The sequence below is a fragment of the Dyadobacter sp. LHD-138 genome (genome assembly GCF_030929615.1).
GTDB lineage: Bacteria > Bacteroidota > Bacteroidia > Cytophagales > Spirosomataceae > Dyadobacter.
Genome location: NZ_JAVFVU010000004.1, coordinates 318710 through 334393, shown reverse-complemented (window position 1 = coordinate 334393; position 15684 = coordinate 318710). Strand labels below are relative to the sequence as shown.

The window sequence follows — 15684 nt, the reverse complement described above, 5'->3', positions numbered from 1 at the left end:
TAAAAGCGTTCCGTTCCACCTCACGGGGTGTCAGGGATATTTCATTCTTCCTTTTCAGACTATCCAAACTCTACGCATGAAGTCCCGATTCAATTCCCCCCAAGAATTTGGCTTGATCCTTTTTCAGCAGTGTGGACCCTCCTATTTTACTGAAATTGGCCAGGATATTTTTCACTCCCAGTCCAGCTTTCAATTTCCTGAATTGATACACAACGCCCAAATCCAAATCAGGGTTGAAGCGCTTTGAGCTTCCGGTTTTTAAATGAGGAAGTTTAAAATCATCCCAATGGATGGCGTCTAAGTTTCCAACCAAACGTCCTCCAAAACTGAGTGTGGATGATTTACCTATTCTCTGCTGCCGCAAATACCCAAGATAAATGGCATTCCGGTCGTAGAACGAGTAGACATCATTTACATAAGAGATGGTATAAAATGAATTGCTCCTACCAATCCTTGCAGCATGGCTCAGCCAGAGGTTCATCGGCTTCTTCCAGATATCGTCTTCGTTATCCACGGATTTATATTTACCATAGATTGCAGTCTGCGACGACTGAGAACTGTCTATCGCAACAGATGCCGGATTGTAATACTGCATATCCTGCAGATATATATTGGGACGGATGGAATTTTGAGCACGCGTTGCCAGCGGAAATGTGATAGCGAGCAGCATTACATAAAATATCCTCATTATTTCAACAGGTTAAATTCATTTAAAGTGTTTGAAATAAAATTGCCCAACTCACTGGCGTGCCCTCCGCCGGGATACATGTATTTTTTCACATCTCCGCCAGCAGCGGTCAACCCTTTATAAGCATCTTCCGTGTTATAGGATGGCACCAGCTCATCAGCATCTCCATGGTGCAGGAATACTTTCCCGACCGGTTTCCAGCCTTGGTGAAAGGAATTATCCATCAGCGCTTTTGTCAATGCTATGTCGGAACCGTTTGTCCAATGGTTTAAAAAATAATCACTGAATACTTCATCAGGTTTCTTCGAAGGGGTTAAAATTGATGCAAACTGGTCATACACCGGATAGGTATAGATTTGGTCAGTCGGGCGGCGAAGCGTTGAAAATTTATTTAATGAATATAATCCCCAGGAAAATATCGGTAATGCATCGATATTCTCTTTCCTTCTTTCCAGGAAGGTTTCGGCAAAATGGCTAAAATTATATGGACCGGATAACCCGGAGGTAGCGACCACTGAAAAATCTTCGGCATAGTTTTGCTGTATGTATTTGTGCGCCGAAAGTGCAGCACCTGCTCCCTGAGACCAGCCAGTCAAAAACAAACGGTTGTCATAGTCTGCTTTCTTTTGCTTCAATACCTTTTTTACAGCCAGGAGCCCATCGATATTGGAAATAAACATTTCAGGATAATATACATACGGATGGTCTTTACCCAAAGTAAGTCCAAAACCGATGTAATCCGGAATAAATACCGCATATCCGCCGTCGCCCAGCCCAGACCCATGTTGCGTACGTCCCGGAAATCAACCCTGCCGCCATCGTACAATGAAGGTGTTATTTTTTCAACATTCAGCCTGACCGATGGTAATTCAGTGCCGTGGCAATACATGAGCAGATGAATTTTGTCAGCGTTTTGAGGCAATATCAAGAGACCACGACTGTCAATAGGCTTGCCCATGTACTCCGTTCGATAGGTGATCACCTCATAGCTCACACCATATTGCGCAAAGGCGCTTGCAGACAATTCCGTCACACGATCGACGATCTCATCTTTGGTCAGTGTGCCTTTTTCAACGCTCTCGATTAAATCGCCGCGTGTGTAGTTCCCGGATACGATGGTGTCATCGACATCACAGGCCAATAATTGCAGGCAAACCAAGACAAGGAGCAAGCAGGTCTTCTTGTATTTCATTTTTTCTGAGGATTAAATCATCAACATCATGAATATTAAAACAAAGTATTGTCTTCCAGTCACAAATCACTCATTTGGACCGCCGTTCTTTCATATTTGTAGTTGTCAGCCTACAAAACCATTCAACGAACAGATTCTCCACAAGGCACTAATATACTGTAAGTCACCTATTTTTACCAGATATTGACAAACAAATGGCACCGATCGTTTGACAAAAAAATCCGCTATGTTTGGTAAAAGGAAAAGAAACCACGAAACAGGTCAGCAACAAAAAACTAAACCTGATGACTTTAATTTCAATAAAATAGAGCGTTTTTTTCTAAAAAGTAACAAGGAAGATATGAAGCAGATCATATCCGACAGAACCTATCATGACCTGGATCTCGAAGATATTTTCAAATTTATTGACAGAACAACATCCTCAATTGGGCAGCAATATCTTTATCATGTAATAAGGACCATCCCCTCAGACAACCGGCGAAGCGACAGAATAGAAGCTTTGATCACTTTTTTTAATCATGACAAGGAACTAAAAAAACTGGTTTTGGATGAAATCTCAAAACTGGATCATAACGATGCCTATTACGTCGCCTCGCTTTTTCAGGGTCCGCATCTTCAAAAACCGAAATGGTTCTGGATTATTCAAAGCCTTTCCCTGCTCAGCATTGGTGCCGTTCTGTTGTCATTTTTATTCCAGCAGGCACTCATATTGATCATTTTTTTGCTTCCCGTTAACCTGGGCATTCATTACTGGAACAAAAACAACCTTTATCAATATGCGAGCTCCATTCCACAGCTGCTCGTCATGAATCAGATTGCCGGGAAGCTATTAAAGCATAAATATCTGCATGATGAAGGCGTAACCAAATCTGTTAGCGAACTGGAAACTTTGAGCCGTTCGATGTCCATTTTTAAGATCGAGGCCAAATTACAAAGCGAAGCAGGACTTTTTGTGGAGTATTTTGTTGAGCTGATTAAAGCCTTATTTTTAATAGAGCCAATTCTGTTGTTTAAAATCTTACCCTTTCTTGATTCCAGGCGACAGCACATAGCATCCGTTTTTACTTTTATTGGTGAAATTGAGACAGCCCTTTCAATAGATTCCCTGAGAAATGATCTGCCTTATTTTTGCATTCCCGACATCATTTCAACTAAAAAAGAACTGCATACAACCGGGTCTTATCATCCGCTGATCTATAATTCCGTGGCCAACGATATTGATCTGAATGGAAAATCGGCCCTGCTGACGGGTTCTAACATGTCAGGCAAAACTACTTTCATCCGAATCATAGGCATCAACGTTATACTTGGACAGGCTATACACACCTGCTTCGCAAAGGAATTCAAAGTGTCAAGAATGAAAATCCACTCTGCCATCAGAATTTCGGATGATTTGCTTGATAGTAAAAGTTACTATTTTGAAGAGGTGCTCACTGTAAAAAACTTACTACAAGAAAGTGAGCTGGCATCAGAAAATCTATTTTTGCTAGATGAATTATTTAAAGGCACCAATACCATTGAACGGATTGCCGCGGGAAAAGCGATATTGAGTTATCTAAATAAAAAGAACAACATCGTCCTTGTCTCAACCCACGACCTGGAACTAGCGGGTTTTCTCAAAAATACATTCGACTTATACCACTTTTCCGAAGTAATCCAGTACGATAAAATTCTATTCGATTATAAGATCAAACCCGGAAATCTTCCTACAACCAATGCAATCCGGATATTATCATTAAACGATTATCCGCAAGAAGTCGTCGAGGAGGCTACGCTGTTAGCTGATCGGATCCAAGGTTCAAAAAAAGGATAGTGATCAAAATCTGCTTAGTAAAATCCTAACTTTTAACCACAAAAAAACCGGCTGATGAAGGCCGGTTTTTCCTGAGAAACATCTCAAATCTGATAGAGGAGGATTAATTTTATACAATGCTAAAAAATACCGTTAGATAAATAAAGCTAAACTTATTTAACGGTAAGCACTTTGAATAGTATCACCCTCCCGAAAATCTTATTTTATCCAGAAGTTTACTTGTAACCACTTGATTAATAACCAACTCCCTATAATTCCTGCTCATTGGAATACGATTGACGCCGATAAAAATTTCATTTCCCTCAATCCCCTCTATTTTACCGATCGAAACGATATACGACTTGTGTACGCGAATAAATGCATTAGCTCCCAGACTCCGTTCAAGGTTTTTCAAATAGAGTAAAGTCATATATTTCCCTCTCAACGTATGGATCGTCACGTAATTCTGCATTCCCTGAATGTAAAGAATCTCATTCAGAAGAATTTTTTCATACTTGCTTCCACATTTTATAAAGAAATAATCAGCTTCTGGTTCGACCTGGGTTTGCTCAGGATATTGCGATTTTGTTATCAACTGATAATAATCCTTGGCCTTTTTCGCTGCTTTGAAAAACCGGTCAAACGTGATGGGTTTTAATAAATAGTCGAGCACATTCAGCTGAAAACTCTCCAATGCATAACTTGGAAAAGCGGTCGTGATGATAACCATTGGTGGATTTTGTACGATTTTCAAAAAATCAATGCCATTCATCTTCGGCGTTTGAATATCGAGAAAAACAAGATCCACCTTATTTTCATCCAGTAAACTGATCAGCTCAACCGGGTTTTCGCAAGTCTGAACCAGATTCAGAAAATCCACCTCCCGCACATAACTGGCGATGCCTTCTCTGGCCAGCGGCTCATCGTCAACAATAACACAATTCATCATGATACAAGGTTTAAATGAGGCGCTTCAAGCGCCGACAGCTGGACATGAAGCGCTACTTCAAAACTGTTTCTGTTATTGTCAATTTTCAATTCATGCTGTCCTGGATAAATAAGATCCAGCCGCCGTTGCACATTTTTTATGCCGATACCGCCATAACGGATCACTTCATTTGAAACGTTTGGCGAAGAACTGTTTGCAATCGAAAAGTGTAATCTTCGGTTTTCCACTTCCAGATTTATCCGTATCCAGTTTGGCTGATCGACGTGTCTGGAAACATGTTTGAATGCATTTTCAACAAAATTCATCAGAATAAAAGGCGCAATGCCCAGATGTCCGTTCAAAGCATAATCCGTTTCGAATGTGACATGTAGGTTGTCATTCTGCCGGAGCTTTTCCAGTTCAATGAAATTTTCAAGATAGGTTACTTCTTTATTCAGCGCGATCTTCTGATCATTACTTTCGTACAACTGATGTCGCAGCAGTTCCGAAAATTTTGCAAGAGAATCGGAAGCCATATCCGGATTTTTATGGATCAGAAAAAAGATCGAATTAATACTATTGAAAAGAAAATGCGGATTAAACTGGTATTTCAAAAACCGTAGCTCCGTTTCCAGCTTCTCCTTTTCGAGCAACTGCTGTCTTCTTTCAGTCTGCACCCAATTTTTTGTGAGTTTAATGCTCATGGCCAGCGTCATGCTGGCAAGCGTTGACGGAAAGGAAGTACTGATAAAAAAATAGAAACAGTTCATCGTCCCGTAAAACTCCTGAGCGGTTTTTCCGGCAGCAAAGGCCGTTAAGTAATAACCGGGAACGATTAGCCAGGAAGCCGCCAGGATCGTCAAAGTCAGATATATTCCGTACGCCAGATACTTTCCCTTTTCCAGATAAACCGGAATCAGATAGTATAAATTGAAACAAACGGCGATAATTTGAAAAGTAAGGTAAAAAAGGAATTTTATGAAGAAACTGGTAAATAAGATACTGTGCGCTGCTTTGGCGGGATTTCCCATCGCAATCACCCACCACAAATACTGATAACCGCACCAAAAAGGAATCTGGTAAAGTTTATATCTAAAAAACCAGTGCTGCTTGTAGCCGCTTTCCGCCAATGGATCCATTTATCATTTGTTTATCAAACACCAGTATCGTACCGAAAATAATTACGGACAAGCCTCAACATGGTTTGCTTCATCTAAAATACTTTGATTCCACAAAATAGTCAATTCGCGGCCGTTCTTTTTCTCCAATACATGAAACGACGTAAATAATTGACAACCGGAGCCTTACGGATGCCAAACAGGCAAATCTTACATTACGTCAAACGCTTACGTGCATTTTAGCCCGATATCGGTCAATCGTCAAATTTACTGAACGGGTTAGCAATCATCTTTCTCAGGCATTTCCAGTCTCTGTTTTTTTGTACGTCAAACTTCTATCAGGACCATAAGCTGGTTTTGTACTCTTTTCTCATCTAAAAACAATGCCAATGAAGCTTTTTTTTGCAAGTCTGCTGGTCTTTTTTCTTACGCAAAATAGCCATGCGCAAATTACCGGAACGTTCATAACGGCAAACGGAACATCTATCCCTTTTGCCAATGTCCTGCTTTTAAACAATCAAGACTCCACATTGGCCAAAGGTGTTTTGACCGATGAATTCGGGAATTTTAGCATTAGCCATGCAGCATACGGAAATTACCTGCTACGTTTTAGCAGTATCGGTTATCAGCCCTGGTATTCTGAAACGTTCGTATTAAGCGTTTCCCAATCTGTAAAAAATTTTGGTAAACGCATTGTAAGGGAAAATGCACAGCAATTGGGAGAAGTTTTGGTCCGTTCAGAAAAACCTCTGTTTGAGCAGCGTGCAGATGGGACGGTTATTAATATTGAAAACAGTGTATTAACAAAAGGAAGCTCCGCGCTCGCTGTACTGGAAAGGGCGCCGGGCGTGATGATCGATCACCGCAATAACGGTATCACTCTAAACGGAAAAGATGGTGTGATGGTGATGATCAACGGTAAGATTATACGAATGCCGCTGGCCCAGCTTGTCGGTTTGCTTGATGGTCTGAGTGCAAACGACATTGAAAAAATAGAACTACTGACAACGCCTCCATCCCGATACGATGCGGACGGCAGTGCTGGTTTGATCAACATCGTGATGAAAAAGAATAACACCCGCGGAACAAACGGAAGTATGGCGCTGACTGCCGGTTATGGCAGAGCGGAAAAAGGAACCGGTAGTCTTAATTTCTCTCGTAACTCCGAGAAAACAGATCTTTACGGCTCCTATCAGTTTTCCAGAAATAGAACATACAGCGACATGTATATCGTCAGTGATCAAAACATGCCGGTTTTTGGCGGAGATTTGACGGTTAAAGCCTGGGATACGGCCAAAGTGCTGCAAAACAGCCACAGCCTAACCCTTGGATTTGATTCCCGGTTAAATCAAAAAATTTCCGTTGGCGCTTCGGTCAATTACAATAAAAGCAATGCATCATCTTCCAATTTCACCCATGCGGAATATCTTCTTTTTCCCGATTCCTTATTGCTGCTGCGGGCGCAGATATCCGGGGTTAACCGGTGGAAAAATGTGATTTCTTCAGCCTATCTGGAACAGCAACTGAAAGGGGGAGAAAAACTGACGCTAAACACAGACTATCTCTACTTTGCTAACGACAATCCTTCACAAATTGAGAGTTTTTTGCAAAACACAAATGGAACAAAGGCCGGTAATAACGACAGCCTTTTCGCGCCAAGACAAAAGGGGTTTGCAAATACATCGATTCAGGTTGGGGTTGCGAAAATGGATTACGTTAAAAAAATCAATAAAAAACTGACGCTGGAAGCTGGTCTCAAAGGTACCTTTACGAAAGGGCGGAGTCTTTCAGGCATTGAAAGTTTGATTGACGGGCAGTGGGTCCGGCGTGGAGAAACTTCCAATCACATCGACATCAGGGAAAACATTGCCGCCTTGTATGCGTCTTTAAATTCTCAGTTAAATCCGTCGGTTAACCTATCCGTCGGACTTAGGTATGAATATTCCCATAGCCGGATGAATGATCCGAAAACGACAGAAAATACTGTAAACCGAAAACTCAGCACACTGTTTCCCAATATTTTGTTTTCGAAAAAGTTGAATGAGAATTCAGAGCTAATGTTGTCTTATTCAAAAAGGATAAGCCGCCCTGCCTATAACGACCTTGCTTCATACGTCTCATACAGCGACCCCACGGCTGTTTACACCGGAAACCCGACATTGAAATCAACCGTTACGCATAACCTGAAAGCCGGCTACAACTACCGGGGTTATTCATTTTCACTGCTATTCAGCAGAGATAACAATCCGATTGTTCGTTATCAGATCACTGAAAGACCGGCCGGAAACCTGCTTTACATTTCACCGCAAAATCTGGCTTATCAAAATAATCTGACCTTTCAGACCAGTGTACCTGTCAGCATAAATAACTGGTGGAACATGAATTACGGTTTTACAGGCGGCCTGCGTCAGTTCAAAGTTGAACATACCCGAAAACCCGTAGAAAAAACTTATCTGGGTTATTCACTGAATTTTAGCCAGACCTTCAAATTGCCCAAAAACTTTGACATAGAAATTTCCGGCTGGTACAATTCACTGGCCTACAATGGCTCAGTAAAAATCGATGGATTTGGAACTTTGAATGGCGGCATTAAAAAAGAATTGAAAAACAACGCAGGAAGTTTACAGTTATCAATAGCCGATATCCTGAAAAGTTTTCAGATCAATACCCGCTACGGAACAATCACTGAAGAAGCCTTCGATATTAAAAATCATGTACAGATTAATACCGAATCCAGAAAAACACCTATTTTTAAATTAACCTATTCCAGATCGTTTGGCGGGAATATCAAAAACCGGAAGACTGCAAATTCCAGCTCTGCCGATGAAAGAGACCGTATACGAAAGGACTAAATGATCAGGCAAGTTCACACCCGTTTTCACTGAAAAATTTTATTTCACCAGTCTTTTCATTTCTGCATTTAACCTTACCGGTAAACTTAACAGTTGCCCCTTTTTTGATATTTTCATGCTCTAAAATCATCCAGGTATCGGAGCTGTTTTTAACTTTTACACGGACGCGGTCATTGAATTTTTGAACTGGCATAGGATCTTTTTATAAAATACAGGCGCCAAAGGTAGGAAAATTATTGGCGGGAAGTATCTAAAGAACAAACCAGCAGATCTCTGACCTGCCGGTTATGAAATCAGTGCTGCTGAATATTTTCTTCCGGTGTTATTATCAGCAAATATTCATCAATCTGATTCCATGAATAGCGATACACGATGCCACGGGGCTCTTCAATAAAGTCGCTTCCTTCACTGTCCCTGTACCCCAGTCGCCATTGATGCGTATTTTTTATTCTAAATTTCACAACAGCACCTGGCTCCGGTAAATCTTCCTTTGTCGTAACCTTAACTTTCATAATTTACCTTTTTCTGTTATTTTTCAGAAGTTACGACATTTAGCGGTAGTATCCTGTTTTCGTATCAGACTCGACTGCTTTTACCGGTCGATGCCTGTGCTATAACCCGTAAACGGCGCACGATAAAATACACCAAATAATTTCAGAAGGCTGCACCTTTTAACGATAGCCCACACCAATCTTATACCAAAGCATATCCATTTGCCAGTTTTTACCTACATTTAAGAAAGAAAAATAGCCTGTTGACATTCCATTATTTCGCACCCAACCATTTCCCCGAAATATCTTAAAAATTTATCCGCATGATGAAAATAAAAGTTCTGGTTTGTTCGCTGGCCCTGGCCGGAATTCACTACAAATCAATGAGTCAGGCCTTTAATAACTTTCCTGTCACCACCCAAAAACCGCCGCTCCATGGAAAACACTGGATGGCTATCACGGGAAAACCGTTGGCTGCTACTGCGGGAGCTATGATTTTCAGCAAAGGCGGAAACGCGATCGATGCTTCCTGCGCCATGCTGGCCGCTACCTGCACGATGTGGGATGTATTGAGTTGGGGCGGAGAAACTCAGGCTTTGATATACAATCCAAAAACAAAAAAAGTGATCGCCCTGAATGCGATGGGGATTGCACCAACCGGAGCAACCGCTGATTTTTTCAAAGACAAAGGGATGAAATACCCACCGGAATTTGGTCCGCTGGCTGCAACAACGCCCGGCACTGCAGGCGGATTGATGACCATGCTGGCCGAATATGGAACCATGAGCCTGAAACAGGTTTTAGCACCTGCCATGCAGCTGGCCGAGGGCTACCCTATTGAAGCGCAAACTGCCAACTCCATTGAGAAAGGCAAGGATAAAATCAAACAATGGCCCTATTCCAAAAAGGTTTTTTTACCACATCCTGGCGAAAAAAGAGAAGCGCCGGATGTCGGTGAAGTATTTGTCCAAAAAGACCTTTTGGCAACTTTACAAAAACTGGTAGACACCGAGGAACAGGCATTAAAAAAAGGAAAAACCAGGAAAGAAGCAATCCATGCCGCCTATGATCGTTTTTACAAGGGCGACATCGCAAAAGAAATTGCACGCGGCTGCCAGGAACAGGGCGGACTTATCACTGAACAGGATTTGGCTAATTGGAAGGTAAAAATCGAAGAGCCCCTGATGACCAACTACAAAGGTATCGATGTGTACAAAATGCAGCAATGGACACAGGGTCCGGTGATGCTGCAGGCATTGAATATGCTCGAAAATTTTGACCTTAAGGGGATGGGTTATAATTCCTCGCGTTACGTGCATACCCTGTATCAAACCATGAATCTGGCCTTTGCAGACCGTGACTTTTATTACGGAGACCCGGCATTTGCTCCCGAAGAACCTATGAAAGGTTTGCTTTCCAAAGAGTATGCAAAGGAAAGAATCAAGCAGATCGATTGGGAGAAAAACGACCCAAAGGTGCTGCCAGGCGATCCCTACCCTTTTGAGGGAAAAACAAATCCTTACCGAGATCAGATAAAAACCTGGGGTACCAAGCAGGTTTCCATGCGGAATTCAAACGGATTGGATGAAAAGTTCATGGAGGAGTTCACCGCCGGCACGACTTCTGTTGAAGCTGCGGATGAAGAGGGCTGGGTGGTATCCATCACGCCAAGCGGCGGCTGGGTACCTGCCTGCATCGCCGGAAATACCGGTGTCGGGCTAAGTCAGCGTATGCAGTCATTCGTTTTGGATGCCAAGGAAAATCCGTTCAATGTGGTTGAACCGGGTAAACGTCCGAGGGTTACGCTGACGCCAAGCCTGGCTCTGAAAGACGGAAAACCATTTCTTTCTTTTGCCAAGCAGGCTGGTGATGAACAGGATCAGTTATTGCTGCAATTCTTTTTGAACATCGTGGAATTCGGGATGACAGTTCAGGAAGCGACCGAGGCGCCGAGTTTTAAAACATTGCAAATGTACGCGAGCTTTGGCGAACATGAAAAAGAACCAGGCGGATTGATTCTCAACGAAGCCATGCCCGATTGGACAAGAAAAGAACTTTCACGAATGGGTTATAAAAATTCCTACCAGCCGCGTACGAGCGGTCCCATCAATGCCATTTATTTCGACTGGATTCACGGGACGATGTGGGGTGGTTCCAGCAATCACGGCGAAGACTATGGCATTGGCTGGTAAAATCCGGTAATCCTGAAACTGTAAACGCTGCCTCGACAGAGTCCTTTTAAAATCTACTTGTACGCTTAAACGACCAAAATAAAGGATCCCAGAAAATCCGGGATCCTTATATACACCACTACTCAACGTTAAGAATTAAAGTTAATCGAATTGTCTCGTTAAATGTATTAAAATTATCCAATGGCAAAATTTATGCTATGGATAAAAAGGTGTGCCAATCTCTCTCAAATTCAGCCCCAAAAAAAAATGGAACCAACTCATTAAAAGTTAGTTATACAATAGTAAAACTACAATATCTCCAAAATATCAGCATCTGAGCTTTCCTGATCGTCCTGATATTCCCATTCCCGGATGTTATCAAGCGTAAAGGTCACTCCAACTTCTCCGGACGTTTCATCCCCTACACGCTCAACAAATACCTTTAAAAGCCCGTTATAAAATCCATTGTGCTGTATTCCGTCATGACCGGTAAAAAGCAGCGGAACATTCGGAGAAGGCAAATCTGTACTTTTCATTTTTCGCAATCGATAGTTGTTGTGAACAGATATTTCAAACCAATACTTTCAGACAGTAATTTACTATTTAACGGTTTAAAATCATTACATTTTTAACGGATTGATAATTCATTGGTGGAGTCCCGCAACACATCACCATCGCCGGGGACCACTTATAAAATTTATTATATTCCCTAAATTATCAGGCACTTACTTTACTTAACAAACATCAAAAATCATGATACACATTCTTAAAATCATCGCAATCATTACCGCAATTACCTATTCACTTCAACTGGTGAATTCTCAATCCGATCTGTTGGTTTTCGGAGGTTTGGCCGTTGTGGGTGCATCACTTTATTTTTTCATTATTGAGTTAAAAGAAATATTCACCTTTCTCAAATCCAAACTATGATAAGTATGACTAGAAAAATTACGATTGGCGTTATAAGTTTTATTGCTGCGATAGTTGTCTTATTGGTTCAGCCCTTCTCGTTCGAAAATATTGACGCGGGAAATGTCGGCATTAAAATCAATCTATACGGAACGGATAAGGGTGTGGACAACATCACATTGGTGACTGGAAGGGTTTGGTACAACAGCTGGACGACGAAAATCATAGAATTCCCAACCTTTACACAAAGTGTGGATTATGATTCTTTCGTGATCACCACAAAGGACGCTGCCGAATTTAAGGTAGACCCCAAATTGAATTATCATATCAACCCCGACAAGGTCCCCCAGATTTACCGTCAGTATCGCCGACCCTTGGGGGAAATCCAGCAGGGATTTATGAAAAACACAATTTATGATGCCTACCGTATTGTTGCTAACTCGTTTACCTCGGACAGCGTGATGTCAAACCGTGAGGTGTTCGAAGACCGTGTGCAAAATGTGCTGACCAAAACATTGGGCAAAGATGGATTTATCTATGACCAACTTACCTCAGCCATAACCCCACCACCGTCGTTGCGTCAAATGATCGACGAAAAAAACACCTCTATTCAGGCCAGATTAAAGGCTGAAAATATGGCTAAACAAGCGGAAGCCGAAGCAAAAGTACTGGTTGCAAAAGCAGAAGGCCAGGCAAAAGCTACTTTAATTAAAGCAAGAGCCGAGGCAGAAGCGAATCAGTTACGTCAAAAAACACTGACGCCGCTGCTTATCCAGCAGGAGTGGGTTTCTAAATGGAACGGCGTATTGCCAACGACCAACGCTGGCGGCGCAAGTCTGATGCTGGGGATTAAATAGTGTTTTCTGAAACTTGTTTTTCTGATCGCTGAATAAACAAATCCTTGAAAGAGTCTTAACGGACTATTTCAGGGGGTTGTCATTTTGAGTCTGTAACTAAAATCCGCACGTTTAGGTGACCAAAACTGATAACAACGTAATAGGTAAACACGATGGATTAAAAATGATCAGCCGGCTCATCCTATGCGCAGAAAAAATGACATCTTATTGAAAAGCGCATTTGAGGAGGCTTTCCCTGACCTTTTGCAGTTCTTTTTCCAAAACACCGATGCGTTATTTGATTTGGCGAGAGGGTTTCAGTTTATGGATAAGGAATTGCACGAGCTTTTTCCTGAACTTGAAAAGAAAGGTGGCAGCCGTTTCGCAGATATGCTTGTAAAAACCTACTTGCAAAATGGTACGGAAGAATGGATTTTAATTCATCTCGAAATACAGGGCGAAGGCACGGATGACTTCGCATCACGAATGTTTCAATATTGGTATCGGATTTATGATCGTTATGGAGTCGACATTGTTGCGATGACCGTTTTTACAGGCGGTAAAAATCAAAAACGACCTGATTATTTTCACAAAAGTTTTCTCGGGACCGAAATTCTGTACAAATACAACGCATTTCATATTTTAGATTACAGTGAAGAGCAGCTTTTGAGTATGGATAATCCTTTTGCCCTGATTGTTTTGGCAGCACAAAAAGCGCTGTTGATCAACAAAATTCCAGAGATTGAACTGGGTGAACAGCGGTTAACCATTGCACGTGCGCTAATTAAAACCAGGAAGTATAACAACGAGCAGATCAGGCGTTTCCTCTTCTTTTTGAAGACTTTTATCCACATTGAAAATAAGGAAATAAATAGTAAATTTGAGTTAGAAGTAGATATATTAACACGAAACAGACATGCTATGGGAATTATTGAAACGATAAATATGCTCGCCATGGAAGAGGGCGCAGAAAAAAAAGAGCTTCAATTTGTGACCAATTTATTGACGGCTAAAAAATTTACGATTACCGAAATTGCCCATTATGCTGACGTGGATGAAGCGTTTGTTATGGAGGTGAAGAAAGATCTGAACCTTGATTGATACGCAAAACAGATTTTATAAATAACACGTAAATAAATAAGGGACGCAAAATGTGTCCCTTATTTATTTATAAAATTTATTTGTTCAACTTAAAAACCAGGATTGTTTGGCAACAAATTCGGGTTCACATCTGACTCCTGTTTTGGCACAGGAAATAACAATTGTTTTTCTGAGAAAGTCGCACCAAGCACCGTTTTATGACCGATGAAATTATCCCAGTTACCGGTCACGTCGTTATGTACCTTTCTTGTACGCAACATGTCAAACCACATTTTGTTTTCAAAACAAAGTTCAAAATAACGCTGCGACCAAACTTCCTGCTCAAAAGCAGTCTGACTTAATGCCCCGATCGCTGACAAATTCGCGCGCGAGCGGATCTTGTTAACATACTCAACTGCTTTGCTGTTCGGTGCTCCTTCGGCACGGTTCGATGCTTCTGCATACATCAGGTACACATCCGCCAAACGGTACAAGGTATAATTCAAGTCCGACTTAACCGTGTTGGTGATCGCGTTTACATCAAACCATTTGTAGATGTAAGTATTTTTAAACTTGATCGTTTGTCCCGTTTTCAAATTCGGATAGCTCGTATAGAAAAACTGTCTTTCCTCCACACGCTTATCCCCGGCAGGGAAAGATTTGATAAATTCCGGTGTTGGATAAACCGAACCGTATTCATCCGCATACTTTGAGATCCCTGAAAAGTTAGGAATTGTAAGTGGCGTCAAAGGGTTGGTCAACGGAACACTGGCAGCATATTGCACCTGAAAAATAAACTCGCCTGTATTTTTGTTAACCGGCTGAATCATATCGGTGTAGTTCGGAAACAAGGTATAACCTCCGTTGTCGATAACACTTTTCGAACGTTTTGCAGATTCCGCATAATACTGGGCACCACCGTTGATGGCCGCGCCAGCATAAGTCAGATACACATCTGCCAAAATTGATTCAACAGCCCCCATTGAAATTTTTCCGGTGTTGTCAGACCATGGCAAAGTTGATTTTTCCGCGAATAAAAGATCAGGAATGATAATCTGATCATAAATATCCTTGGCGGCTGTGCGCGGAAGATTCAGGTTCAGATCCTTTGGAACCGTGGTTACATTAGGAACGGCGCCATACATTCTAACCAAATTGAAGTAATACAACGCACGTAAGGTATGTACCTCCGCAAGCATGTTGTTTTTCTGCGCATCTGTCAAACCAGCGGCATTAATACCCGGAATGCTTTGTATCGCAAGGTTACAGGCACCAATCCCCAGATACATTTGCTGCCACCAGGTATCAATATAAAACGCGGTATTGTTATAACCCAGGTTTTGAAAATTGATAAATCCGGTCTGACCAAGATCGCTATTCGCCTTCCCCGTCATGAATTCCAGTAAATTCCAGGTATTTCCGCCATAAGAAGACGGCTGTCCGGCAAGCAAACCCTGCAAATAAACATACCCGGAATTTGCATAAGCCCTGGCCACTTTTGTGCTGGAAACATCAGAGTCCGGCGTTAAAAATCCTGTCGGATTTTCATCTAAAAAGTCTTTGCAAGAACCTAACGTCAGCAGCGACGCGGCCAATAATATATTTTTTAGCACTTTCATATCTATTT

15 protein-coding genes are annotated in these 15684 nt (G+C 41.7%); 6 read left to right on the top strand and 9 right to left on the bottom strand.

The genetic code is table 11. The features are described 5' to 3' along the window. Nucleotides 1–70: 70 nt before the first annotated feature. The 3 genes from RB622_RS04170 to RB622_RS04160 are packed head-to-tail and all read right to left on the bottom strand — an operon-like array spanning nt 71 to nt 1880. Nucleotides 71–688, bottom strand: coding sequence for a type IX secretion system membrane protein PorP/SprF (locus RB622_RS04170; protein ID WP_308045256.1), 618 nt, complete (start codon nt 686–688; stop codon nt 71–73). Continuing rightward, the gene (locus RB622_RS04165) at nt 688–1404 is read right to left on the bottom strand and encodes a hypothetical protein (RefSeq protein WP_308045255.1); all 717 of its coding nucleotides are present in this window, start codon (nt 1402–1404) and stop codon (nt 688–690) included. Before RB622_RS04165 ends, RB622_RS04170 begins: the two co-directional genes overlap by 1 nt. Then, on the bottom strand, nt 1332–1880 hold the full coding sequence (locus RB622_RS04160) for a hypothetical protein (RefSeq protein ID WP_308045254.1): 549 nt from the start codon (nt 1878–1880) through the stop codon (nt 1332–1334). Before RB622_RS04160 ends, RB622_RS04165 begins: the two co-directional genes overlap by 73 nt. A 340-nt stretch (nt 1881–2220) precedes the next feature. Here RB622_RS04160 and RB622_RS04155 point away from each other — a divergent pair, with 340 nt between their 5' ends. After that, the gene (locus RB622_RS04155) at nt 2221–3693 is read left to right on the top strand and encodes a MutS-related protein (RefSeq protein WP_308045253.1); all 1473 of its coding nucleotides are present in this window, start codon (nt 2221–2223) and stop codon (nt 3691–3693) included. A gap of 181 nt (nt 3694–3874) precedes the next feature. Here RB622_RS04155 and RB622_RS04150 read toward each other — a convergent pair whose 3' ends face one another. Both RB622_RS04150 and RB622_RS04145 read right to left on the bottom strand, forming a co-directional pair. Beyond that, nucleotides 3875–4621, bottom strand: a complete 747-nt coding sequence (locus tag RB622_RS04150; protein WP_308045252.1) for a LytTR family DNA-binding domain-containing protein — start codon at nt 4619–4621, stop codon at nt 3875–3877. Next, nucleotides 4618–5739 carry a histidine kinase gene (locus RB622_RS04145; RefSeq protein WP_308045251.1) on the bottom strand — a complete coding sequence of 374 codons (1122 nt, stop codon included), beginning with the start codon at nt 5737–5739 and terminating at the stop codon, nt 4618–4620. Before RB622_RS04145 ends, RB622_RS04150 begins: the two co-directional genes overlap by 4 nt. A gap of 368 nt (nt 5740–6107) precedes the next feature. On the opposite strand from RB622_RS04145, the gene RB622_RS04140 reads away from it, so the two are divergent. Continuing rightward, entirely contained in the window at nt 6108–8570 is a 2463-nt protein-coding gene (locus tag RB622_RS04140) for a TonB-dependent receptor domain-containing protein (RefSeq protein WP_308045250.1), read from the top strand. 4 nt (nt 8571–8574) lie between these two features. Here the strand turns inward: RB622_RS04140 and RB622_RS04135 are convergent, their stop codons facing one another. Together RB622_RS04135 and RB622_RS04130 are read right to left on the bottom strand one after the other, a co-directional pair. Continuing rightward, entirely contained in the window at nt 8575–8763 is a 189-nt protein-coding gene (locus RB622_RS04135) for a hypothetical protein (protein WP_308045249.1), read from the bottom strand. 100 nt (nt 8764–8863) lie between these two features. Next, on the bottom strand, nt 8864–9082 hold the full coding sequence (locus RB622_RS04130; protein ID WP_308045247.1) for a hypothetical protein: 219 nt from the start codon (nt 9080–9082) through the stop codon (nt 8864–8866). A 362-nt stretch (nt 9083–9444) separates the two neighbouring features. Here RB622_RS04130 and RB622_RS04125 point away from each other — a divergent pair, with 362 nt between their 5' ends. After that, nucleotides 9445–11253 carry a gamma-glutamyltransferase family protein gene (locus RB622_RS04125; protein WP_409021416.1) on the top strand — a complete coding sequence of 603 codons (1809 nt, stop codon included), beginning with the start codon at nt 9445–9447 and terminating at the stop codon, nt 11251–11253. Nucleotides 11254–11540: 287 nt separating this feature from the next. Here RB622_RS04125 and RB622_RS04120 read toward each other — a convergent pair whose 3' ends face one another. Beyond that, nucleotides 11541–11768, bottom strand: coding sequence for a hypothetical protein (locus RB622_RS04120; RefSeq protein ID WP_308045246.1), 228 nt, complete (start codon nt 11766–11768; stop codon nt 11541–11543). Nucleotides 11769–11985: 217 nt separating this feature from the next. Here RB622_RS04120 and RB622_RS04115 point away from each other — a divergent pair, with 217 nt between their 5' ends. From RB622_RS04115 to RB622_RS04105, 3 genes are all read left to right on the top strand, one after another. After that, nucleotides 11986–12162 carry a hypothetical protein gene (locus RB622_RS04115; RefSeq protein WP_308045245.1) on the top strand — a complete coding sequence of 59 codons (177 nt, stop codon included), beginning with the start codon at nt 11986–11988 and terminating at the stop codon, nt 12160–12162. 5 nt (nt 12163–12167) lie between these two features. After that, nucleotides 12168–12998 carry an SPFH domain-containing protein gene (locus RB622_RS04110; protein WP_308045244.1) on the top strand — a complete coding sequence of 277 codons (831 nt, stop codon included), beginning with the start codon at nt 12168–12170 and terminating at the stop codon, nt 12996–12998. Nucleotides 12999–13181: 183 nt separating this feature from the next. Continuing rightward, nucleotides 13182–14078: a hypothetical protein gene (locus RB622_RS04105; RefSeq protein ID WP_308045243.1), complete on the top strand. Its 897-nt coding sequence runs from the start codon at nt 13182–13184 to the stop codon at nt 14076–14078. An 89-nt stretch (nt 14079–14167) separates the two neighbouring features. Here RB622_RS04105 and RB622_RS04100 read toward each other — a convergent pair whose 3' ends face one another. Further along, the gene (locus tag RB622_RS04100) at nt 14168–15676 is read right to left on the bottom strand and encodes a RagB/SusD family nutrient uptake outer membrane protein (protein ID WP_308045242.1); all 1509 of its coding nucleotides are present in this window, start codon (nt 15674–15676) and stop codon (nt 14168–14170) included. Between the last annotated feature and the right edge of the window lie 8 nt (nt 15677–15684).

Bases quoted from the DNA above. Each gene is read 5' to 3' on its own strand.
- RB622_RS04170 (WP_308045256.1), bottom strand. From the start codon at position 688: ATGAGGATATTTTATGTAATGCTGCTCGCTATCACATTTCCGCTGGCA.
- RB622_RS04160 (WP_308045254.1), bottom strand. From the start codon at position 1,880: ATGAAATACAAGAAGACCTGCTTGCTCCTTGTCTTGGTTTGCCTGCAA.
- RB622_RS04155 (WP_308045253.1), top strand. From the start codon at position 2,221: ATGAAGCAGATCATATCCGACAGAACCTATCATGACCTGGATCTCGAA.
- RB622_RS04150 (WP_308045252.1), bottom strand. From the start codon at position 4,621: ATGATGAATTGTGTTATTGTTGACGATGAGCCGCTGGCCAGAGAAGGC.
- RB622_RS04145 (WP_308045251.1), bottom strand. From the start codon at position 5,739: ATGGATCCATTGGCGGAAAGCGGCTACAAGCAGCACTGGTTTTTTAGA.
- RB622_RS04140 (WP_308045250.1), top strand. From the start codon at position 6,108: ATGAAGCTTTTTTTTGCAAGTCTGCTGGTCTTTTTTCTTACGCAAAAT.
- RB622_RS04135 (WP_308045249.1), bottom strand. From the start codon at position 8,763: ATGCCAGTTCAAAAATTCAATGACCGCGTCCGTGTAAAAGTTAAAAAC.
- RB622_RS04130 (WP_308045247.1), bottom strand. From the start codon at position 9,082: ATGAAAGTTAAGGTTACGACAAAGGAAGATTTACCGGAGCCAGGTGCT.
- RB622_RS04125 (WP_409021416.1), top strand. From the start codon at position 9,445: ATGAGTCAGGCCTTTAATAACTTTCCTGTCACCACCCAAAAACCGCCG.
- RB622_RS04120 (WP_308045246.1), bottom strand. From the start codon at position 11,768: ATGAAAAGTACAGATTTGCCTTCTCCGAATGTTCCGCTGCTTTTTACC.
- RB622_RS04115 (WP_308045245.1), top strand. From the start codon at position 11,986: ATGATACACATTCTTAAAATCATCGCAATCATTACCGCAATTACCTAT.
- RB622_RS04110 (WP_308045244.1), top strand. From the start codon at position 12,168: ATGACTAGAAAAATTACGATTGGCGTTATAAGTTTTATTGCTGCGATA.
- RB622_RS04105 (WP_308045243.1), top strand. From the start codon at position 13,182: ATGCGCAGAAAAAATGACATCTTATTGAAAAGCGCATTTGAGGAGGCT.
- RB622_RS04100 (WP_308045242.1), bottom strand. From the start codon at position 15,676: ATGAAAGTGCTAAAAAATATATTATTGGCCGCGTCGCTGCTGACGTTA.